General features: G+C 40.2%; 22 protein-coding genes. 10 read left to right on the top strand and 12 right to left on the bottom strand.

Annotated elements, in window-relative coordinates; genetic code table 11:
• Window positions 1-28: 28 nt before the first annotated feature.
• The 4 genes from glmM to rlmE form a co-directional block, all read right to left on the bottom strand.
• Window positions 29-1384, bottom strand: a complete 1356-nt coding sequence (glmM, locus tag L1266_RS03690) for a phosphoglucosamine mutase (protein ID WP_235376891.1) — start codon at window positions 1382-1384, stop codon at window positions 29-31.
• Window positions 1377-2225 carry a dihydropteroate synthase gene (gene folP, locus L1266_RS03695; RefSeq protein WP_235376892.1) on the bottom strand — a complete coding sequence of 283 codons (849 nt, stop codon included), beginning with the start codon at window positions 2223-2225 and terminating at the stop codon, window positions 1377-1379. Before folP ends, glmM begins: the two co-directional genes overlap by 8 nt.
• Before the next feature lie 114 nt (window positions 2226-2339).
• Complete coding sequence (gene ftsH, locus L1266_RS03700) at window positions 2340-4277, bottom strand: ATP-dependent zinc metalloprotease FtsH (protein WP_054551702.1); 1938 nt, start codon at window positions 4275-4277, stop codon at window positions 2340-2342.
• 66 nt (window positions 4278-4343) lie between these two features.
• A complete protein-coding gene (gene rlmE / locus L1266_RS03705) occupies window positions 4344-4973 on the bottom strand; it encodes a 23S rRNA (uridine(2552)-2'-O)-methyltransferase RlmE (protein WP_054551703.1) in 630 nt (209 codons plus the stop codon).
• Window positions 4974-5062: 89 nt separating this feature from the next.
• On the opposite strand from rlmE, the gene yhbY reads away from it, so the two are divergent.
• Window positions 5063-5359 carry a ribosome assembly RNA-binding protein YhbY gene (yhbY, locus tag L1266_RS03710; RefSeq protein ID WP_054551950.1) on the top strand — a complete coding sequence of 99 codons (297 nt, stop codon included), beginning with the start codon at window positions 5063-5065 and terminating at the stop codon, window positions 5357-5359.
• Between the two features lie 106 nt (window positions 5360-5465).
• On the opposite strand, the gene L1266_RS03715 is transcribed toward yhbY, so the two are convergent.
• Window positions 5466-6614 carry a serine hydrolase domain-containing protein gene (locus tag L1266_RS03715; RefSeq protein WP_054551704.1) on the bottom strand — a complete coding sequence of 383 codons (1149 nt, stop codon included), beginning with the start codon at window positions 6612-6614 and terminating at the stop codon, window positions 5466-5468.
• 114 nt (window positions 6615-6728) lie between these two features.
• Here L1266_RS03715 and L1266_RS03720 point away from each other — a divergent pair, with 114 nt between their 5' ends.
• The 6 genes from L1266_RS03720 to L1266_RS03745 all read left to right on the top strand — a co-directional run bounded on the left by L1266_RS03720 (window position 6729) and on the right by L1266_RS03745 (window position 12501).
• Entirely contained in the window at window positions 6729-7535 is an 807-nt protein-coding gene (locus L1266_RS03720; protein ID WP_235376893.1) for a hypothetical protein, read from the top strand.
• A 163-nt stretch (window positions 7536-7698) separates the two neighbouring features.
• Window positions 7699-8538 carry a MipA/OmpV family protein gene (locus L1266_RS03725; RefSeq protein WP_166338989.1) on the top strand — a complete coding sequence of 280 codons (840 nt, stop codon included), beginning with the start codon at window positions 7699-7701 and terminating at the stop codon, window positions 8536-8538.
• Entirely contained in the window at window positions 8528-8917 is a 390-nt protein-coding gene (locus tag L1266_RS03730; RefSeq protein ID WP_138601568.1) for a DUF3019 domain-containing protein, read from the top strand. Before L1266_RS03725 ends, L1266_RS03730 begins: the two co-directional genes overlap by 11 nt.
• Window positions 8918-8930: 13 nt before the next feature.
• The gene (locus tag L1266_RS03735) at window positions 8931-9638 is read left to right on the top strand and encodes a response regulator transcription factor (protein WP_235376894.1); all 708 of its coding nucleotides are present in this window, start codon (window positions 8931-8933) and stop codon (window positions 9636-9638) included.
• A 12-nt stretch (window positions 9639-9650) separates the two neighbouring features.
• On the top strand, window positions 9651-10961 hold the full coding sequence (locus L1266_RS03740) for a sensor histidine kinase (RefSeq protein ID WP_235376895.1): 1311 nt from the start codon (window positions 9651-9653) through the stop codon (window positions 10959-10961).
• Window positions 10962-11148: 187 nt separating this feature from the next.
• Window positions 11149-12501: a sodium-dependent transporter gene (locus L1266_RS03745; protein WP_166338993.1), complete on the top strand. Its 1353-nt coding sequence runs from the start codon at window positions 11149-11151 to the stop codon at window positions 12499-12501.
• 31 nt (window positions 12502-12532) lie between these two features.
• Here L1266_RS03745 and L1266_RS03750 read toward each other — a convergent pair whose 3' ends face one another.
• Together L1266_RS03750 and L1266_RS03755 are read right to left on the bottom strand one after the other, a co-directional pair.
• Complete coding sequence (locus L1266_RS03750) at window positions 12533-12970, bottom strand: GNAT family N-acetyltransferase (RefSeq protein ID WP_235376896.1); 438 nt, start codon at window positions 12968-12970, stop codon at window positions 12533-12535.
• A 65-nt stretch (window positions 12971-13035) separates the two neighbouring features.
• A complete protein-coding gene (locus tag L1266_RS03755; protein WP_054551711.1) occupies window positions 13036-13779 on the bottom strand; it encodes a sporulation protein in 744 nt (247 codons plus the stop codon).
• 221 nt (window positions 13780-14000) lie between these two features.
• On the opposite strand from L1266_RS03755, the gene L1266_RS03760 reads away from it, so the two are divergent.
• From L1266_RS03760 to L1266_RS03770, 3 genes are all read left to right on the top strand, one after another.
• Window positions 14001-15572: a cation:proton antiporter family protein gene (locus L1266_RS03760; RefSeq protein ID WP_235376897.1), complete on the top strand. Its 1572-nt coding sequence runs from the start codon at window positions 14001-14003 to the stop codon at window positions 15570-15572.
• A 283-nt stretch (window positions 15573-15855) separates the two neighbouring features.
• Entirely contained in the window at window positions 15856-16137 is a 282-nt protein-coding gene (locus tag L1266_RS03765) for a hypothetical protein (protein ID WP_054551713.1), read from the top strand.
• Between the two features lie 138 nt (window positions 16138-16275).
• A complete protein-coding gene (locus tag L1266_RS03770) occupies window positions 16276-16494 on the top strand; it encodes a DUF3820 family protein (protein WP_054551714.1) in 219 nt (72 codons plus the stop codon).
• Window positions 16495-16602: 108 nt separating this feature from the next.
• Here the strand turns inward: L1266_RS03770 and L1266_RS03775 are convergent, their stop codons facing one another.
• From L1266_RS03775 to L1266_RS03795, 5 genes are all read right to left on the bottom strand, one after another.
• Complete coding sequence (locus L1266_RS03775) at window positions 16603-17850, bottom strand: ATP-binding protein (RefSeq protein WP_235372755.1); 1248 nt, start codon at window positions 17848-17850, stop codon at window positions 16603-16605.
• A gap of 6 nt (window positions 17851-17856) precedes the next feature.
• Window positions 17857-18549, bottom strand: coding sequence for a response regulator (locus L1266_RS03780; RefSeq protein WP_235376898.1), 693 nt, complete (start codon window positions 18547-18549; stop codon window positions 17857-17859).
• A gap of 14 nt (window positions 18550-18563) precedes the next feature.
• The gene (locus tag L1266_RS03785) at window positions 18564-18950 is read right to left on the bottom strand and encodes a DUF3019 domain-containing protein (RefSeq protein ID WP_054551716.1); all 387 of its coding nucleotides are present in this window, start codon (window positions 18948-18950) and stop codon (window positions 18564-18566) included.
• Window position 18951: 1 nt separating this feature from the next.
• Window positions 18952-19731 (bottom strand): MipA/OmpV family protein, encoded by a 780-nt coding sequence (locus L1266_RS03790; RefSeq protein WP_138617086.1) that lies wholly within the window; start codon window positions 19729-19731, stop codon window positions 18952-18954.
• Window positions 19732-19956: 225 nt separating this feature from the next.
• Window positions 19957-21006, bottom strand: a complete 1050-nt coding sequence (locus L1266_RS03795) for a GGDEF domain-containing protein (protein WP_235376900.1) — start codon at window positions 21004-21006, stop codon at window positions 19957-19959.
• Between the last annotated feature and the right edge of the window lie 162 nt (window positions 21007-21168).

The raw sequence follows: 21168 nt of genomic DNA on the forward strand, positions 1-21168 counted from the left end.
ACTTGCCCAAAGTTACAAGAGGTTATTGTTATGCCTGGGTTTGTTTGCTCACAGTTTCGACAACTTCAGCTATTTTACGTGCACTATCAAGCACAACTTTTTCCTGCTCAGCTTCAACCATTACTCGCACAACAGGCTCAGTTCCTGATTTTCGAAGTAATACTCGGCCTGTATCACCTAATTGCTCTTCAACCTGCGCTACCATATCAACTACAGCTTGATCTTGCGTCGGATCAGTACCTTGTGGGTAACGAACATTGATCATTTTCATTGGGTATTTTGTAAAACCAGCCCCTAAGTCTTGCAACGTTTTATTCTGTGCAACCATTGCAGCTAACACTTGCAAGCTTGAGATAATGCCATCACCCGTGCTGATTAAATCAAGATTTAATACGTGACCTGAGCTCTCACCGCCGATTTTCCAGCCATTTTCTTGCAGTAGTTCCATCACGTAACGATCGCCTACTTTACTGCGAGCAAAACCAATACCTCGCGCTTTTAAGGCATTTTCAAGGCCCATGTTTGACATCACAGTGCCAACGACACCACCACCTAAAATATCGTCATTTGCAGCTTGGCAAGCAATGATATAAACAATGTCATCACCATCAAATACACGACCATTATGGTCAACCATCATTACTCGGTCACCATCGCCATCGTAGGCAATACCAACATCAGCATTATGTTCTAATACTTTGCGTTTAAGGGTTTCAACATGGGTTGCACCACACTCTAGGTTGATATTTACCCCGTTTGGCTCACAGGCATGACAGATTACTTCAGCACCTAACTCACGCATTACTGACGGTGCAATGTGGTATGTAGCACCATTTGCGCAATCGAGTACAATTTTTAAACCTTCAAGCGATAAGCCTTGTGGGAATTGGCTTTTACAAAACTCAATGTAGCGACCATCCGCTGTCTCTAAACGACGCGCTTTACCAAGCTTGTCAGAGGCAACACAGGTCATTGGCTCATCCATCATGGCTTCTATTTCAAGCTCGACTTCATCAGGTAGTTTTAAGCCTCTGCTTGAAAAGAATTTAATACCGTTATCATGGTAAGGGTTATGAGATGCACTGATCACAATACCCGCTTCAGCACGGAACGTTTGCGTTAAATAAGCAACCGCCGGCGTTGGCATTGGACCTAACAAAACAACATCAATACCGGCAGCAATCAAGCCTGCCTCAAGTGATGTTTCAAGCATATAGCCAGAAATACGGGTATCTTTACCAATAATGACCTTTTTAGTGCCGATTTTTGATAATACACGGCCTGCAGCCCAACCAAGCTTTAGCGCAAATTCTGGAGTGATTGGGTACTCACCAACCATGCCTCGTACACCGTCCGTGCCAAAATATTTTCTTGTTTTACTCATTTGTAATTCCTTTAGTACATGCTTGCCAAACGTTAAGCACATCAACTGTTTCTTGTACGTCATGAACGCGAATGATTTTAGCACCATTTTGTGCTGCAATCAGCGCGCCGGCAAGGCTTCCCGCTAAACGTTCATGTGTGTCTCTTTTTAATAAATTACCGATCATTGATTTACGAGATAACCCCGCAAGTACCGGTAACTTGAATTGGTTAAATACATCAAACTTATCTAAAATTTCGTAATTATGAGCCAGTGTTTTACCAAAGCCAAAACCTGGGTCTAAAATAATACGCTCAAGCTGAATGCCCGCTTGCTCACACGCGGCTAAACGCTCTGCAAAGAATTCGTTAATATCAGCAAATAAATCATCATAGTGTGGGTTACTTTGCATCGTACGAGGCTGACCTTGCATATGCATTAAGCAAATTGCTACTTCTGGGTATTGTGCCAATACCTCTATCGCACCAGGCTCTTGCAAAGCTCTGACATCATTAATGATATCAGCCCCTGCAATTATCGCTTGGCGCATTACCTCACTTTTGCTGGTATCAATAGAAATAATACAGTTGCTGGATGCTCTTAGCGCTTTAACTAAAGGAATAACGCGATCAAGCTCATCCTCAAGAGATACATCAGGTGCCCCAGGGCGGGTTGACTCACCACCTATATCAATTATTTTTGCGCCTTGATTTAATAACGTTTTAGCTTGTTTGACAGCGCTGTCGAGTTGGCAATAACTACCACCATCAGAGAATGAATCAGGAGTGACATTTAAAATCCCCATAACAACAGGGGAATCGAGGCGTAAAATGCGACCTCGCGGTAATTTAAGAGCGGTCATTTTTACTTAAACTTCCATGCATTTGCTTCACTGGACTCCACTGGAATAGTGAGCCAATTTTATGCTACAAAAAAGCCCCGGCATCCGGGGCTTTTGCTTTTTATATTCTAACGATTATTCAGCTTTGTCATCAAGGCTTGTTTCATCCTTTTTTACTGAATCATCAGATTTAGTTTCATTAACTACAGGCTCAGCTTTCGCACTCGGCTTTTTATCGTCTGAACGGCGGTCATGAACATCACGTGGCTCACGTACAGGCTGACGTGCCATTAAGTCATCAATTTGACCCGCATCGATCGTCTCATACTTCATGAGTGCATCTTTCATCGCATGTAAGATATCAATGTTATCTTTAAGGATTTGCTCTGCACGTTGATAGTTACGGTCTGAGAATAAACGAACTTCGCTGTCGATAACTTTTGCTGTTTCATCAGACATGCTCATAGCACGGCTACCGCCGCCACCCATGTACATTTCGTTTTGATCTTCAGCGTAAAGTAACGGACCAAGTTTTTCACTGAGGCCCCATTGGGTAACCATTTTACGAGCAATATCTGTTGCACGTTCAATATCGTTACTTGCACCAGTTGTCACTTTATCTTCACCGTAGATAAGTGCTTCAGCGATACGACCACCGTAAAGACTCGAGATCATTGACTCTAATAGCTCTTTTGAATGGCTTACACGATCTTGCTCAGGCAGGTACATAGTGACACCTAAAGCACGACCACGAGGAATGATAGACACTTTATACACTGGATCATGTTCAGGCACCATGCGACCAACAATCGCGTGGCCCGCTTCATGGTAAGCAGTCATTTCTTTTTCCTGCTCACTCATCACCATGGTCTTGCGCTCTGCACCCATCATGATTTTATCTTTTGCAGCGTCAAATTCTGCCATGCTTACAACGCGTTTATTACCACGAGCTGCATATAAAGCGGCTTCGTTAACTAAGTTTGCAAGGTCAGCACCAGAGAAACCAGGCGTACCACGTGCAATTACCGCAGCTTCTACGTTGTCGCCTAGTGGCACTTTACGCATGTGAACTTTAAGAATTTGTTCACGACCACGAATATCAGGAAGACCAACAACAACTTGACGGTCAAAACGGCCAGGACGTAATAACGCAGGGTCTAACACATCTGGGCGGTTCGTTGCAGCGATAACGATAATACCTTCGTTACCTTCAAAGCCGTCCATTTCAACAAGCATTTGGTTAAGTGTTTGCTCACGCTCATCGTGACCACCACCCATGCCAGCGCCACGTTTACGGCCTACTGCATCGATTTCATCAATAAAGATGATACAAGGTGCTGCTTTTTTCGCTTGCTCGAACATATCACGTACACGTGAAGCACCAACACCTACAAACATTTCTACGAAATCAGAACCTGAAATTGTGAAAAACGGCACTTTAGCTTCACCAGCTACCGCTTTAGCTAGTAATGTTTTACCTGTACCAGGAGGACCAACCATCAACACACCTTTCGGGATGCTACCACCTAGCTTTTGGAATTTTGATGGGTCACGTAAGAAGTCTACAAGTTCAGTTACATCTTCTTTCGCTTCGTCACAACCAGCAACATCAGCAAACGTTGTTTTAACTTGGTCTTCACTCATCAGGCGCGCTTTACTCTTACCGAAAGACATCGCGCCTTTACCGCCACCACCTTGCATTTGACGCATGAAGAAAATCCACACACCAATAAGCAGTAACATCGGGAACCAAGAGATTAAAATGCTGGCGAGGAATGACTGCTCTTCTGGCTTAACGCCTTTTACATTAACGTTGCTTTTTAAAAGATCATTCAAGATGTCTTTATCATACATAGGCATGATGGTTTGAAAGCGCTCACCATTTGTTTTAGTACCAGTAATCGTACCTGTGGTGCTTTCAATTGAGACTTCTTGGATAGCGCCACTGCGAGCGTCGCTAACAAATTGAGTGTAACTTGTTTGGCGATCTGCCTGATCACCACCATTAAAGCTCTGGAACACTGACATTAGCACTACTGCAATGACCAGCCAGAGTATTAGATTTTTCGCCATATCGCTCAAGGAGTTAACCTCTTGTATCCAATTAATTTAAATTCAACTTAACGCAGCACAACTGTACTACAGTTTGTAACCTGTCGCCACTATATATACTTCCCGAGAGCGGGCACGTGACGCATCGGGCTTTCTAATTTTCACTGCTTTAAAGCTATTACGTACTTCTTGTAAGTATTGATCGAATCCTTCACCTTGGAAGACTTTGACACAAAACGCACCATTTTTCTTTAAAACTTGGTGGCACATATCTAATGCTAATTCGACTAAATACATACTACCCGCTTGGTCCACTGATGTATTACCACTCATATTGGGTGCCATATCAGAAAAAACTACATCAACATTTTTTCCGTCAATACGTGTTAATAGTGCATCAAGTACCGCTTCTTCACGAAAGTCACCTTGCAAGAAATCAACACCTGCTAAGGAATCCATAGGCAAGATATCACAAGCAATAACCTGACCTTTATCACCAACCTTTTCAGCTAAATACTGTGACCAACTTCCTGGCGCAGCACCTAAATCAACCACCGTCATCGATGGTTTGATTAATTTATCTTTGTTTTGAATTTCGTCTAATTTGAATACCGCACGAGAGCGCCAACCTTTCTTTTGCGCTTCGTGAACATAAGGATCGTCGAAATGTTCCTTCAGCCAACGCTTAGAACTGGCTGAATGTTTTTTATTTGCCATAAAATTAATACGTAACTAATTAGTAATATTCTCTAGATGGCGTTAGAATACCCTTAATTCAAGCCATATTCAGCAAAATTTGTAACATGATGAAATTATCGAACAAACAAAAGCAGTTTTTAAAAGGCCAAGCGCACAGTTTAAAACCTGTTGTATTACTTGGTGCAAACGGATTAACCGAAGGCGTTTTAGTTGAAATCGAAAGCGCTCTAGAAATTCATGAGTTAATCAAAGTTAAAGTTCCTACAGATGAACGTGAAACTAAAACATTGATTTTTGATGCAATTGTTCGCGAGACAGGCGCAACAAAACTACAAACAATTGGTCATACAATTGTACTGTATCGTCAAAGCGAAGAGAAAAAGATTCAATTACCGCGCGGTTAATCCTGCCTTGTGGAGTTTCGAATCAGAAAAAGCCAGCAAATTTGCTGGCTTTTTTGTAGGCAAAAATAATTTTCCATTAATTTGTAACTAAACTTTTTTACCTAAGCTATTTTTGCTCTCGCGTGAATTTAAGAACCCGATTGATAAACTCGGTAGTAAGCTCGTTAATTAACCCAGTTTCGGCATTAAGAACTAAGCTAAACCCGATGTTTAGATGCGGAAATACAACAATATCGCTGCGATAACCTTGTACCCAACCGCTATGGTAGTAAAGCACTTCATCATCATAATCATAAACACGCCAACCTAATCCATAATAAGCATCTTTTACATGTTCACGCCAAACCCTACGACGAGTTTCTTTTTTAGTATGTGTGTAAGGGCGGGTTTGTTTGATCAATGCCTCAAGTGGTAATACGTCAGGGTATTGCCCTAACTGTGCATTCAACCAAATCGCCATGTCATTTGCGCTGGCGTTCACTCCTGCAGCCGCAGGCACTTTATAATAGTTTTTCTTCAAGCGTGATGTATACCATCGTTTTCTGCCGCGCACATGAGGGTGAGCATAATTATCATCTTTCACCATCCCCTCAAAACCAACACTCGCATCCGCCATTTTTAATGGTGCAAAAATATACTCCGAAATCCAGTGTGAGTAATCCATCTGTGTTGATTGATAAATCACAGAATCAATCAAGCTAAACATCACATTTTGATAACCGTAACATTCACTTGGTTTGCAGATAGGCTCAACAGTCAATAGCCGCTCGACAATATCTGGGTAGCTCATACGCGACTCAATTAGGTTATCGTATGCGTTAGGTACCAAGCCACTAGAGTGACTCAATATGTGATAAATTTTTAAGTCATCTTTATAAGCAGTATTAGCAAAAGCAGGAATAAACTTACTGATAGGGTCATCAATATTAAACTCCCCTTGTGCTGCCAGTTTAGCGGTTAATGAACCCGCAAAGGTTTTTGAGACGGATGCCAATCGAAAGCGGGTATGTTTATCGACTCTGCGGCCTTTTTCTATTTTTGTTCGACCAATACCGTTAATAAAATCATCATGACCAATATTTACAATTGCCAATGAGCCACCTGGGATCCCTTTACTTTTTAGTTTTCGGGTGAGGTGTTTATTATAATCAGCAACGAATGTTTGCCATTGCTTATCACTCGAAGCAGCTTCACCACTAACAAAAAGCAGTGTTAAAGAAAAAAGAAAGGAAATTAAAAATAAGCTGTACTTCATTATTTATTTTTTAAGTCTGTTTAGGAAGTTTCTTATAACATAATATCATGAACTTTTGCCTCGACTAACGTACAATACGCTTAATCTTAATTATTTATGGGTAGATTATTTTTTATGCGCTTATTCGTGCTTTTATTTTTTGTTTTAATTTCAGTCGGTTGCGCCCTTAAACCAGAGCCAGCGCCGTTACTTACAATGCCAAAAAAACCGAGCTTACAGAGCCAGCGTTTTCAAGTTGAGTATCAAACAGAGCATGCATCACCTAAAGTGAAATCGGTACAGCTGCCAGCTCATACAGTAAGTAAAAATCAAACCGTCATGATAGTTGCTGACAAAACCAGTGTCACAGATACACTGTACTCTCAACTAACTGAGGCACTTACAGCTAAGCAGTTAAAAGTCGTAGCCGAAGGCGCACAAGCAGATTATACCCTATCTATCCATCAGCTTGATCTTGAGCTTATTGAAGAAACAGAATACCAATTGGTGAAACCAAAAAAGCCACTTTCTTTATTCGATGAAGTCGCCAAGCAATACCCTGTTCAACAATGTGCGACTATTTTAGGCCAAGTAAGTATGCGCCTAACTCATAAAAAAACAGGTGACGTTGTCTGGTTTGCAAAATCGTCAATTGATAGCGCAAGCTTTCACCGCGAGCCGCTAATCTACAGCTTTGAGCAACAACAACTAATAAAGAATGAACTTGAAGTAGCCAGCTTTGTGCATGAGCAAAATTCAGAGCAAGCACGTATGGCACGTGTGAATAAAGGCGTGACGATACCTGAGTATCAGACCATTACACGCATGGACATGTTAAAAAAAGAACAAGGCCCGTGTACCCGTACTGAAGTTAGTGCTCTTACGCCTATGATGCAATACTATCTTAGCAGTATCTTAATCGATAAAATCAAAGTTCAATAAATAACTTTCGCTGTTTGTCTGCCCATAGGCAAACAGCGCCCTTCACCATCTCCTCAACATCATTTCATTCGTCTGTTGCTACATTTTTTTACAGATTACAGGAACTCATTAACAATATACTATATGCTATTACCCTTTCTTACAGACAGACAAGGAAGCCACGTTGCGAGCTCAAAGTACCCTATTTTTAATATGTTTAACCTTGCTAAGTACCCCAAGCCTAGCAAGTAATCGCTATTATGCCGACAATACACTAGAGCCTAGCCAAGGCTTTGCATGGGATTGGGGCATAGGCGCTGGGTATTACATTGAAGACTCGTATCTAATAGGCATGGACTCTTACAATGATGGCTTTGAACCAGATATTCACCTTGCCGTTACTTACAACAATTTTTACCTTGATTATGATCAAAGCCAACTTAGTGGTGGTTTGACTCTGGGTTATAGTGTTATCGACAAATTTGAATGGGGCTTAGACCTAGTAGGCACAAATGTTCAATCTGGTTTTGATGATACAGGCTTAACTTTTTACGGTGACGAAGTCATCGCAGAACTCGAAGGTATAAAAAGCCGTAATTATGATTTTGATGTTGGCCTTCGCCTATCACGCCGTTTCGAAAACTCACAAATCTCATTTGAGTATTTACATGATGTTTCTGGTACCCACAACGGCTGGGTGATGAATTCATTTTTTAGTCAGATTATCCCTTGGCGAAATTGGGAGTTCCGCTCTGGTGTTGGCTTAAGTGCTTACTCTAATGATTTTACTGACTATTACTTTGGAATTTCACCATCAGAATCTTTATTAACACGCCCTGTCTATGATCCTGATACCTCGTACAGTTTAATTTTTGAATTCCATGCTGAATACCCTATAAATAGGCATTGGGTGTTTCTAACTGGCTGGCTTTCAACCTGGTTTTCTAAAGACATTCATCAAAGCCCAATTATTTCGCAAGAGTATCAGCATAAAGCCAAGGTAGGCGTGCGTTATGTTTTTTAAGTATTGTGTAACGTTAACAATATTATTTGCAAAACCCGTGTTTGCCCAAGATCAAGCAAATACAGATAATGCGTTAGTTGCATTGCCTGATACATGCGTAGCCTTACGTGAAGGTAGAAATTGCTTTGCCGAGGTGGATATAACCTGGCAACAACATAATACTGGCAATTACTGCTTACGCAACGCTCAAAGTAAGCACATCATGCAATGCTGGTTAATGCAACAAAAAGGGCTATTTAGATACCAGTTTGATTCTGCTGAAAGTGTTGGTTTCGAGCTAATAAATAGTAATAACGGTAAAGTTGTCGCAAGCACAGAAATACAATTGCAATGGGTCTATAAAAATCGTCAGAAGAAACGACGCTGGCGATTGTTTTAACTAGGAGTGAATAATGGAACATTATGGGACCATCTTATTGGTTGAAGATGATATATCTCTTGCCAACTGGGTTGCAGAATATTTAATCGAACAAGGCTACCAAACAACACTATGTCAACGCGGTGACCAAGTTGTTGAGCAAGTACGTAAAACAAACCCAGACTTGGTTTTGTTAGATATTATGCTACCAGGGCAAGACGGTATTAGTGTGTGCCGTGACTTAAGGCAGTTTTATCAAGCCCCAATTATTATGCTAACCGCTCGTGATGATGAAATGGATGAAGTGATTGGTCTTGAAGTGGGTGCAAGCGATTATATGATGAAGCCCGTTCGTCCCCGTGCATTATTAGCACGTATTAAAGCGGCACTGCGCTCTAAAACTGATACGCAAGAGTCAACAGCCAACTCTGAACTAATAAATGTGGGTAAGTTATCAATTAATACTGAATCACGTACCGTTTACTTGGCAGATGAAGAAGTTCATATTTCAAGTGCTGAATACCTTCTACTCCACTACTTAGCAAGTAATGCAGGCCAAGTTGTATCCCGCGACTCTGTGTTTAAAGCGACGAAAGATCGAGAGTATGATGGCTTAGACAGAAGTGTGGATGTGCTCATTTCATCGTTACGTAAAAAATTTAATGATGACCCACAACACCCTGAAAAAATTAAAACCATCTGGGGCAAAGGCTATTTACTTGTTGCCACGGCATGGCAATAGCATTGAGCGCCTGTGAAAAAGTTTTATCTTTCGCTACTTGGTAGTGCTTTACTTTCAATCATTGTTTTGGGTTGGCTAATTGATGCTTTCAGTCAGCAAACCCAAGCTCCTCAAGATGTGTTTTCTAGCGAAACACAAATGATTAAAGGGTTTGCAAAACAAATCGCCAAGCTTGACGCTAAACAGCGCGAGCAAGCTATCACGGATATTAATCAAGACTTTGCAGTGCAACTTGAGTATCGCCCGACGCAATCGCTTGCGCTACCTCATTCATTGTTAGCACAAATGACCCAACCTAGCGGTCTGATCCTCGAAGATCAACAAGGCTACTATTTACTTTATAGTGAAGCCGCTTTAGGCACGCACCACTTAAAAATGCGTTTAGATAAAGACTTAACACACGAACAAGGCAACGATGTGTTACTCACCTTGTTGTTCTACGCTGGGTTATGCGTATTTATGGGCTTTATCATTGCGCCACTAGCTAAACGTTTAACCGTTTTAAACGAAGCAGCAAAACGCTTTGCCAAAGGCGATTTAAAAAGTCGTATTCACTTATCTCATTTTACCTATATCAAAGATGTTGAGCTAACATTCAACCGTATGGCTAGCCAAATCGAAAAACTGCTTGATGAGAATAAGTTGATGGCATCGAGTTTATCTCACGATATTCGCACACCTATCGCCTGCTTGCGGTTTGGTCTTGAAGCAGCGCAAGATTGTAGTAGTGAAGAAAAGCGCCTTGAGTATCTTGCTCGCATGGAAAACGACTTAGATCAAATGGAGTCAATGCTAAAAAGTTATCTGGCATTTGCTACCCTTGAGCAAAAAGCGAATCAATTGACCTTCAATCATTCTGATTTAGAAACCTACATCCTTACACTCATTCATCAAATTGAACCTAAAGTAGAACAACATGGCTTACGCATTAATCACCGCGTTGAAGGGGGTGAGATCTTTGCAGATTTACACTGGTTAGCTCGGGCCATTGTTAATTTATTAAGTAATGCCTGCGACTTTGCTGAATCTGAAATTTTACTCAGTGCAACCAGTATCAGTGAATCCATTATCATTAAGATTGAAGATGACGGCCCGGGTGTTAGCGAGCAAAACTGGCAAAAAGTTTTTAGTCCATTTTTCCAAGAACAGACACACCGCAACCGAGATGGAGAAAGCTATGGGCTTGGCCTTGCTATCGCTGCGAAAGTGGTTGATTGGCATCATGGCACGGTCGAAGTATCAAAAAGTAAGCAGCTAGGTGGCGCGTGCTTTACTTTATGTATACCCAAACCACCTCAAGGTGCGAGTTTCAGTTGGAATTAAAAGCGATTTAGGCAAGGCATTGATTGCAAGTAATAGGGGTTCTATTGTTAGAATCAATTGCACGAAATCTAAGCTGACAACTCGCACATATCGAAGAACAACGAAAATGCGGATGATTAACCCTTTTTATTTAGCGTTAATTCAAGTAGATTGTCAGCGCCGTCACAAATAGAGAAGTAACAACAATATGAGCGCATCACGTGGGGAGTTCAGCTCCCGCTTTGGATTTATTATGGCTGCAGCAGGCTCTGCTGTTGGCTTAGGAAATATTTGGGGTTTCCCAACACAAACTGCAAGTAATGGCGGTGCCGCATTTTTAGTGGCTTATTTAGTGTTAGCATTTTGTCTTGCTTATCCTGCTTTAATGGCTGAGTTAGTGATTGGTCGTCATGGTCAAGCTAATGCAGTTACTTCACTTCGAAAAGTAACAAATCAAGCATGGCAAAAAAAGTTTGCCTTCATAGTTGGCTTTGGCGGTATTATTTGTGCGGGCCTAATCCTAAGCTTCTATGCGATAGTGGCTGGCTGGATGCTGAGCGCTACACTTGAACCCGCAGCACAATTAGTGGGGCAAGAGCAAGCTAGCACTTGGCTTAGTGAGCAGTCACTATCAAGAAACCTTATATTTACTGCTACATTTATTATTTTAACCGTTGCGATTATCTCTAAAGGCGTCGAAAACGGCATTGAAAAATGGTCGAAGCGCTTAATGCCTGCCCTGTTAGGTATTTTGTTTATGCTGATCATCTATGTAATGACTCAAGATGGCGCAATGGCAGGCCTAAAAGCGTATTTAGTGCCAGACTTTTCATCGATTTTAAACCCTGAGTTATTAGTGAATGCGTTAGGGCAAGCATTTTTCTCACTATCGCTTGGTACTAGTGTGATGATCATCTACGGCTCATACATCAGCAAAAAAGAGAACTTAGTATCGTTAGGCGCTTATGTGACTTTAATCGATGTGTTCATTGCATTTGTTGCCGGTTTACTTATTATTCCTGCGATGTATGTAGCCCAGGCACAAGGTGTTGAGATTTTCTCTGCAGAAGGTGCACTACTTTCAGAAGATACCTTAGTATTCCAAGTGCTACCGGCGCTTTTCACCAGCATGGGTGATGTGGGTATTTTTGTTGGTTTTGCTTTTTTCGCGTTAATGAGTATTGCAGCATTAACGTCATCAATTTCGATGCTAGAAGCACCTGTTTCTTATGCTGTTGAACGTTTTGCGCTAAAGCGAGTACAAGCGACTTGGATCATTGGCGGTATTATTGCCCTTATCAGTTTTACAATTGTCTTTAACCTAGGCACCTTGTTTGGCTTTGTGATCACCTTAACAACTAAGATTGGTCAACCTATTCTAGGCTTAATGTGTTGTATTTTTGTTGGTTGGATTTGGCATCGCGGGTCGTTACTAAAAGAAATTCAACAAGGGTGCCCAGAAGCTGCTAGTAGTTTCTTTTGGAAAGTATGGCCATGGTATATCAAGTTTATTTGCCCACTCGCCATTGCACTCGTATTCGCGAACTCTTTGTTAAGCTAGTAAGCATTTATGTTTGAAGTGGCCCCATAGGCTACTTCAAACACATATTCTGATGTGGAATACCATCTTCTAAGTAATCATTCCCCACATTTTCAAAACCAAATTGCTGATAAAACCCTGTTAGGTAACACTGAGCACCAATCATAATCGCTTTATCAGGCCAATGCCTCTTACATGTATCAATCGCGGTTTGCACTAGCTTGCTTGCGAGTCCTTCACCACGAAATTGCTCTGCAACCAGCACTCGACCAAATGCGCTAAATTGCTCATTCTTTTTATAACATCGTGCATAGGCTGCCACCTGCTGACCTTTAAACAAGAACACGTGTTGGGTCAGTGCATTGTTATCCACTTCGTCAATTTCTGGGTAAGGGCAAGTTTGCTCTACCACAAATACATCAACCCGCACTCGTAAAATGGCAAATAACTCATCTTTACTGAGTTCGCTATAACTTTTAACAGAAAACATAACGCTCCTTTTTGAAGACAAAAAACCCAGCCGTAGCTGGGTTTCTAGCTTTTTAATACATGAGTTTAAGCAAATAATCGTTCTAACTGATCACACAGCTGCGATAGGTTTACATGATCATGCTCAATAGTTAAATCGACATAACCGTCCCCTCTAAAGGCACGGTCAAGCTCGATTAATACATGAGTTTTATGTGCTTCAGGCACAAATGATAGTTCAATCTCTTGTAAGCCAAAAAGGCTTCGGCTGTTTGGACGATATTCAAGTTCTTGATAACAGCCTGAATGCGATTGAAAAGTAGGCGCTTTTAAATAACCCTTTTCTACATCTGCTTTCACTAAGCTAAAACCAAGTCTATCCATCGCTTCCATTAACGTGCTTACAGCGTCATTAGGATAAATGTGTAATGCATCACGATCAGTTGGATCAAGGGCTAGATCAATGTCTAAGCCTGTTTCAAGCCAAACATGCGATTGGTTATAACCAGCGTTAATTTCAGTGATCGGGGTTTCAGAATGTAGGCGTGCTTCAAATGGGATATGCTTTTCAGCGCCCGCTGCAATCATGCCAATATCTGTAATTCGCCATTTTTCTATCACATGGTTTGTAAAATACTCACCGTCATCACTTTCAACTTTCACACGGGTCATAAGTGCTAGGTCTAAACCCGAAATTTCTTGATCAACATCACCACCTTTGATGACTATCACGGCATTAAATTTTTGACCAGGTTGTAAATGCTCTGTCTCAAGTACAGTGTCAACTTTTGCTGCACCAATACCTACTGATGCAAGGATTTTCTTAAACATCTATTCTCCTTAAGCCAGCTTCTTAGTTATGGCTTAAATTCCTTTGTTAATGCATCTTAACCACAATTAAAAGCTATTGTCAGCGAAAAAATGTTGCTTTTGGCGGATTAATCAATAAATCATGGACAAGTGCTTATTTTTTGAACTCTTCTTGCTCGATATTGTTTTCCAATAACGAATATTTCGCTACACTGCTAGCAAATGAAGCTAAAAGAACAATTATGGAACTTATCTACTTTGCTACCGCTTTCGTGTTTGGCTTTGCCATATATCAATTAAAGCTACCTCCTCTCATCGGCTTTTTATTAGCAGGCTTTGCGCTTAATCTTTATGGCTATAAAACAACCGAACTACTAAATACATTAGCAAACCTCGGTGTAACACTATTACTTTTTAGCATAGGTCTAAAACTTAAAGTGTCTAATTTAATGAAACCGCAAGTGTGGGCGCCTGCCTCAATGCACATTGTTCTGAGCAGCACGCTGTTTAGTGGTTTTATGTTACTGCTAGGTGCCCTTGCACTGCCTTTATTTAGTGAACTTACTTGGCAAAGTGCATTGTTAGTCGGCTTTGCTTTTAGCTTTTCAAGTACCGTATTTGCCGTAAAAGTATTGGAAGAACGCGGTGAGATGGCAAGCCTGCATGGTAAAATCGCCATTGGCATTCTAGTTATGCAAGATATCTTCGCTGTTATCTTCTTAGCCATCAGTACAGGTAAAGCACCGAACATGTGGGCACTGGCATTATTAGTGGGATTGCCTATTTTACGTCCAGTGATGTTTTGGGTATTAAATCGCTCAAAACACGGTGAACTATTACCTTTATTCGGGTTTTTCTTTGCATTAGTTTTAGGTTACCAAGCATTTGAATTTGCAGGTCTTAAAGGTGATTTAGGTGCGTTGATTATCGGTATGATGTTCGCATCACACAAAAAAGCAGGTGAGTTATCAAAGTCATTACTGAATTTAAAAGATGTGTTACTGGTTGGCTTTTTCTTAAATATTGGTTTGAATGCCGAACTGACAAGTCACGCAGTGATTGTTGCACTTATCATTATACTCGTCTTGCCACTAAAAGTTGCACTTTATTATGTACTGACAAACGCATTTAAGTTACGTGCTCGTACTTCGTTATTAAGTGCATTTAGCTTAGCCAATTACAGTGAGTTTGGCCTGATCGTTTGCGCAGTTGCAGCTACCAGCAATTTAATTACTTCTGAATGGCTGGCAGTTATGGCTATTGCAGTTTCAATCACATTTGTTTTAGCCTCGCCTCTTAACAAACGATCTAATGAGATTTATGTCAAAATCGAACATTGGCTACTTAAATTTGAAAGTGACAGCCGTCTTGCTGAGGAACTACCTGTTAATTTAAATGATACTAAAATCGTGATATTTGGCATGGGCCGTATTGGCACGGGTGCTTATGAAACGATTAGCCAAACCCATCCAAATCTTGTCGCGGGTATTGATATCAAACCTGATGTAGTAGAAAAGCACATCAAACGCGGTCGTCGGGTATTACTCGCTGATGCAACAGACCCTGATTTTTGGCAACGTGTAAATCATTCACATGTAGGTATGGTAATGCTCGCTATGCCTAAACATATGCAGAATATTTTTGCTTTGGAGCAACTACGAGCCTCAGGTTATCAAGGACAAGTTACCGCAATTGCCAATTATCCAGATCAGCAAAAAGAACTAGAAGATATGGGCGTTGACTCTACTTATAACTTTTATTTAGAGGCAGGAAGTGGTTTTGCAGAGCATGTAAAGCAAAAACTTTTTTATTAGCACCTAAAATTATTATTGGTACTTAAGGATGGTACCAATAATTATCTCTAAAATTTTCAGCAAGTTGCATAGTCAGGTTAAAATCACCTGTTTTTTAGTTCCCTTTATTAGGTCAACTCTATTTACAAAGCTTTACATGTAGATTAGCAATCACCAATAAAAAAAGAGTAGAATCCTAAGAGTACTAATAGCTTAGTATCTATTTTTAACACAAAGAAGTGACACAGTATAAGCATATTACGACTAGCATATGCGTAACTGTAAACTGATTAGGGTTGTTTAAATGAAGAATAAGTTTACCAACGAAGTTTTGGCAGACACGGATGATGCGCGTTCTGGGAAACTTTCAGACATTCAGCAGCAGCTTGATGAATTACAACAAAATGGCATGACCCCAATGGATATAAGGGCGGTGCTTTTTAACAAGATGCTCGATATCTATCAGGTACCTAATGATCACTTTCTGAGAGATGCAGAAACACCAGAAAGAATTGATGATCCGTCTATTGCATTGCAATTGCAACAGCTCGGTTTTTCAAAAAAACCTCGATATCAATTACACTAACTACTAGGCATTACTCTAGTAGTATCTATTCTGAGGGCCTACCTCCCTCACTAAATAGGCTGTTTCTTGCCCGTCACAGCCTATTTTCTCTCTTATTTTTACCGTATCATCTAACTTTAAAGTTTCTTTGAGATAAAGATGGATACAGCTGAACTCAAACGTGCCATAAATACTAAGATGCCATTTGGAAAGTATGCTGGCCGTCCTTTATTGTTACTCCCTGAGCCTTATTTAGTTTGGTTTAAACAGCAAGGATTTCCAGACTCTAAATTAGGAGCACAACTGGCGATGATGTATGAAGTGAAGCTAAATGGCCTAGAAAAAATGCTCATGCCATTATTAAATGAAAATAATTAAACTTTTTACGAACTTTTATAAATTGGTGCGGTCTATTACTTTGCTACTTGTTTATTTTTGGTTTTAATCTTTAAAAAGCGCCCTAGGCGCTTTTTTTATGCCTGCAATTTAAAGCGAGTTACTTTTAAATAAATGAATAGTAAATTTAGCTCCACCTAATGGTGAATCACACACCTCAGACTGCCCTTGATGCCAACTAACAATTTTAGCAACAATCGCAAGGCCTAAGCCAAAGCCGCCGGTTTTCTTGTCACGGCTTTTATCTAGACGAGTAAATGGCTTAAAAATACTTTGCCACTCAGACTTAGCTATCCCTGGGCCGTCGTCTTCAACACTTATTTGTATTGAATCACCCAACTCTTCAAGGCTGACATGAATTTTATGGTTTGCGTATTTTTGTGCATTGCCTAATAAATTTTGAATACAACGCGCCATAAAATGCTCGTCACACTCATAGTAAAGCTGCCTAGGCGCACTCACTGCCACATCGATATCAGTAGCAAATTCGAGCTTATTCACGACACTGTTAATAAGCGCTGTAAGGTCACACGAACGTGGCTTTAAGCTTGGTTGATGCGAATCAAGTCGTGCGTATTCAAGCATCTCAGACACTAGCGCTTCAAGCTCAGCAATATCAGCCTGCATATTATCTATATAACTATAAGATTTCTCATTTTCAATTTGCTCTTCAAGCATAGCAACGGCAAATTTTAAACGCGCCAACGGCGTTCTAAACTCATGAGAAACAGAAGAAGTCAGTTCTTGCTGCGCAGCTAGTAGGTACTGAATACGCTCTTGCATAGCATTAAGCGTGCCTGTAATTGGCAAAAAAAATGATTTAGATGCATCACGCAACTCGAAATCTTGCGAGCCGCCTACCGCCTCACAAGCTAAAGTGAGTTTGTTAAAGTCTCGCCAAAGTAACAAGCTCCAAAGACCAATAGGAAGACCAATAATGGCTAGTAATAAAAAATAGGGCCAAACAGAGCTAAAGTTAGGATTTGATATTGAGAGTGGACCAACTTGTAATAGCTGAGTCTCATTAATAGTAATGTACCAAATTACCTTCTGCTGCTGATTAAAAAGATACAAGTAGTGATCATTTTGTAATTGTGTTTTGAGGTCTGTTGGTAGAGCGAGATCAGTTAAATCAATTAGCTCGCTATTAAACTCTTGCTGTAATTTAGCTAAGCCATTATCAGTTTGACTTAATAGCCATAATGATTTACCAAACTCTTGATCTAGAGCGATTTGTTGCTGTGTGTCTTCATAGGGCCATAACTGCTCTATGACCCCACTAACAAGAAACAGAGAAACTATTATGTAAAGATATAAGCTAGCAAACAGTTTCCCCATTAATGATTACATATCCCATGCATCAGAAACGAACAGGTAACCTTGCCCCCAAACTGTTTTAATTCGGTATGGTTTATCACTGTTATCACCTAATTTCTTACGGATACGCGATACACGTACGTCAACGGTTCGGTCTAAACCATCATATTGACGACCAATCATATGTTGATGAACATGCTCACGACTTAACACTTCACCTGCATTTGAAGCAAGCAACCAAAGCAGCTCAAATTCATGAGAAGTCAGTGTAATTTCACTGCCTTTAAGTGTAACAATGCGGCTAGTTTTATCAATGGTTAAATCGCCAAAGCTAAGCTCTTCTGGTGCTTTGTTTGCAGCTTGACCACGGCGTAACAATGCGTTGATGCGCGCTAATAATACGCGTGGTTCTGCAGGCTTAATAACATAATCGTCTGCACCTAGTTCAAGCCCAATTACTTGATCAAAGTCTTCACCTTTTGCTGTAAGCATTAGAATTGGTAAGTTGAATTTATCGCGTACCTGACGGCAAACACTAAAGCCATCTTTACCCGGTAACATGACATCTAAAATCATTAAATCAACTGGATTGTTCTCAAGGTATTCGAAAACTTCATCGCCGCGTTCAAGGACCGCAACATCCAATCCATTATGCTGAAGGTAATCGCGTGTTAACTGCTGTAAGCCGAGATCATCTTCAACAAGTAAAATCTTTGCCATTGGTTGCTCCTGATTTAAAAAAAGCTCCACGGTGAACGTAACCTACGCCTCGTTGTTTTTGCTTCAGTGCTTTGCACTTCGACTTTTGTGGTCGCAACTTTGCTCCCCGTGTGCGGATTGACTAAGGAGTATATTGTTTCAACCTGAACCCGCGCTTTATGGCTATAAAGCCCATTATTACTATCAGTCCAGCATTGAATTTGCTGGTTATTTTGGTATAAACACAGATCTTGAGGTTGAGCAGTTTTCCAGCTAATTTTTAATTCAAGATCACAAAATTCGTGCTGTTGTAATACAACACACACTTTTGGTGTGATATCAAACTGAGTCGCTTGTGCATAGCTTGGGGGAGCCCAAATAACAGCAACAAACACACACAGACTAAAAACAAAATACTTCATATTAAAAAATATGATTGAATCCTATAAAAGCAGTCATCGAATACGTGTGTTCAAAAAGCGGACTGTCATCCACGGCTGAGTAGTCATAATATGCTAAATGAAAACGAAGAGAGTTAGTCTCACCTAGAGGCCAACGGGCGTCGATTTTAGCATAAGGTTGCCAGCTACTGCCAACCTCTATTTCTCCGTATGATGATTCTTCGGCCGATAAACCATAAAAATAATCATTTAATTCGTTCGATTTATACCAAACACCTAAGCTCGGTGCGATACTTAAACGACCTAACTGATGGTGAGATTGCCATTGTAAGGCACTGCGAGCCCCTTTATAAACCCCGGAGACATCAGCTAGAACCTGAACAGAGAATACATGATTACTGCGGATATAGTGATAGCTCAAGCCCGCATCTAAAGCCCAGCGTCTTTTTTTTACGTCATTTGTTGTGACAACAGACTTTTCAACTAATTCATCACTACTCGTTGATTCAACAACGAAGCTATTTGACGTTTGCAAGGCAAATACATTACTAGGATGAAAATCTATAAAAAAACGGGTCTCGGGGTTAAATTCAGTGACAATGTTAACAACATGTGTGTCGCTTTCATGAAGGGAATAGCCTAAGCGACCATTATCAAAAAACCATTGTTCACCATAAAAAGCAACCTCTGGTAGCAGTATTAAAGGTAAATTGTCACCTCCATGCAATGGGTTTGTAATTACCCCAGCCCCAGTATTAACACTTAAGTGCCACTGCTCAGTATCAATTTGTTGATTTGCCATACGGCTTTCACGTTCAGTGCGAGTAGAATCATCAGCATACGCTTGACCCACACATACTAGCGCCAAAGCATAGAAAACTACGCAGAACCTGATCGTTAGAAACTTCATTATTATTTTACGACCAAAGAAAATTTTGCAATGTCAGCATAATATCAAGATGTGAACAAACTGTCCTCAGCAGGTTACAAGTATTCACAAATTTGATACATATTTCGATTAAGTTTGTTACTCCTCGACAATCTCTATGCGATTGCGACCATGTTCTTTAGCTAAGTAAAGCGCCTTATCAGCTTTAGCAATGAGCTGTTCAGGGTTACTATTTTTAGCTTTTATCGCAATACCAAAACTAGCCGTTACTTGACTCAACACCTTATCAGAATTTGGCTTCTTGATTTGTAATTTAGCGATAGTTTGGCGAAGTAGCTGTGTGAAATTAGTCATATCACTAATACTTGCAAACTGGGCCGTAAAGCAAAATTCTTCACCACCGTAACGATAGACTTGGCCAATACTGGAAACATGCTTTAATAGCTTAGCAGACACTGCTCGTAATACTTGGTCCCCTTTTTGATGTCCAAAGTTATCATTAAATGATTTGAAATGATCAATATCTATCATGGTTAATACTGATACTTGAGCTAATTCATTGTTTTTACAAAAACGCTTTATATCCTCATCAAACTTGCCACGATTCAATAACCCTGTTAATGGATCTCTTTGCGCTTTATCTTTCGATCTAATCAACTCTTGTTTTAAGTCGGTAATTTCTGCATAAGCTTGTGCTAGTTGATTTTGAAAGTCCTGTGCCCTACTTTGTAAGGTCGCTGACTCGTCACTTAGACGTTCTACACAATCAAGTACATCATCAAAGCCTGTTTCTTGGCTGATATCTGCATTTTTTAGTTTCAAATGGCATTCTTGAAGCGTTTGGTTAAACTCTGTTGAGTAATTTATTGCTTCATTGATGTCTTGATGTACCTTTCCAACAACATCATTAAAACCACCTGATAACTGATAAAACAATGCAAAATCATCACTAGATAGAAACTGGTTGAACAGCGCTTTAGCATGCTCGTGGCTGCACGTTTTAAATTCATCAATAATTTTATCTAAAGCATCATTAAGTTCGGGGGTTTTATTGCTGACATACGCATACCAAATCGCATAATTTAGCGGTGTTATTGGCATCTTGTACTTAACCATGAGAGGAATAGCTTGTTTTAAACAGTGACTTGAATAACTTAGTGAATGCTCGGCTTGCGCAGAAAGTATCATGATTCTAGGCCATGAAAATTTTATTATTTTAAATTACGTTAACAACACCTTGAAAAAAAGCAATAAAAATGGATTTTATCCATTTAAAACCAGTAAAAAACACGAAAAATAAATGCAAAAACCAATACTAAATAACTATCAAAAATTAAACCTTTTATACCA

The sequence above is a fragment of the Pseudoalteromonas sp. Cn5-37 genome (genome assembly GCF_021532495.1).
Taxonomy (GTDB): domain Bacteria; phylum Pseudomonadota; class Gammaproteobacteria; order Enterobacterales; family Alteromonadaceae; genus Pseudoalteromonas; species Pseudoalteromonas simplex.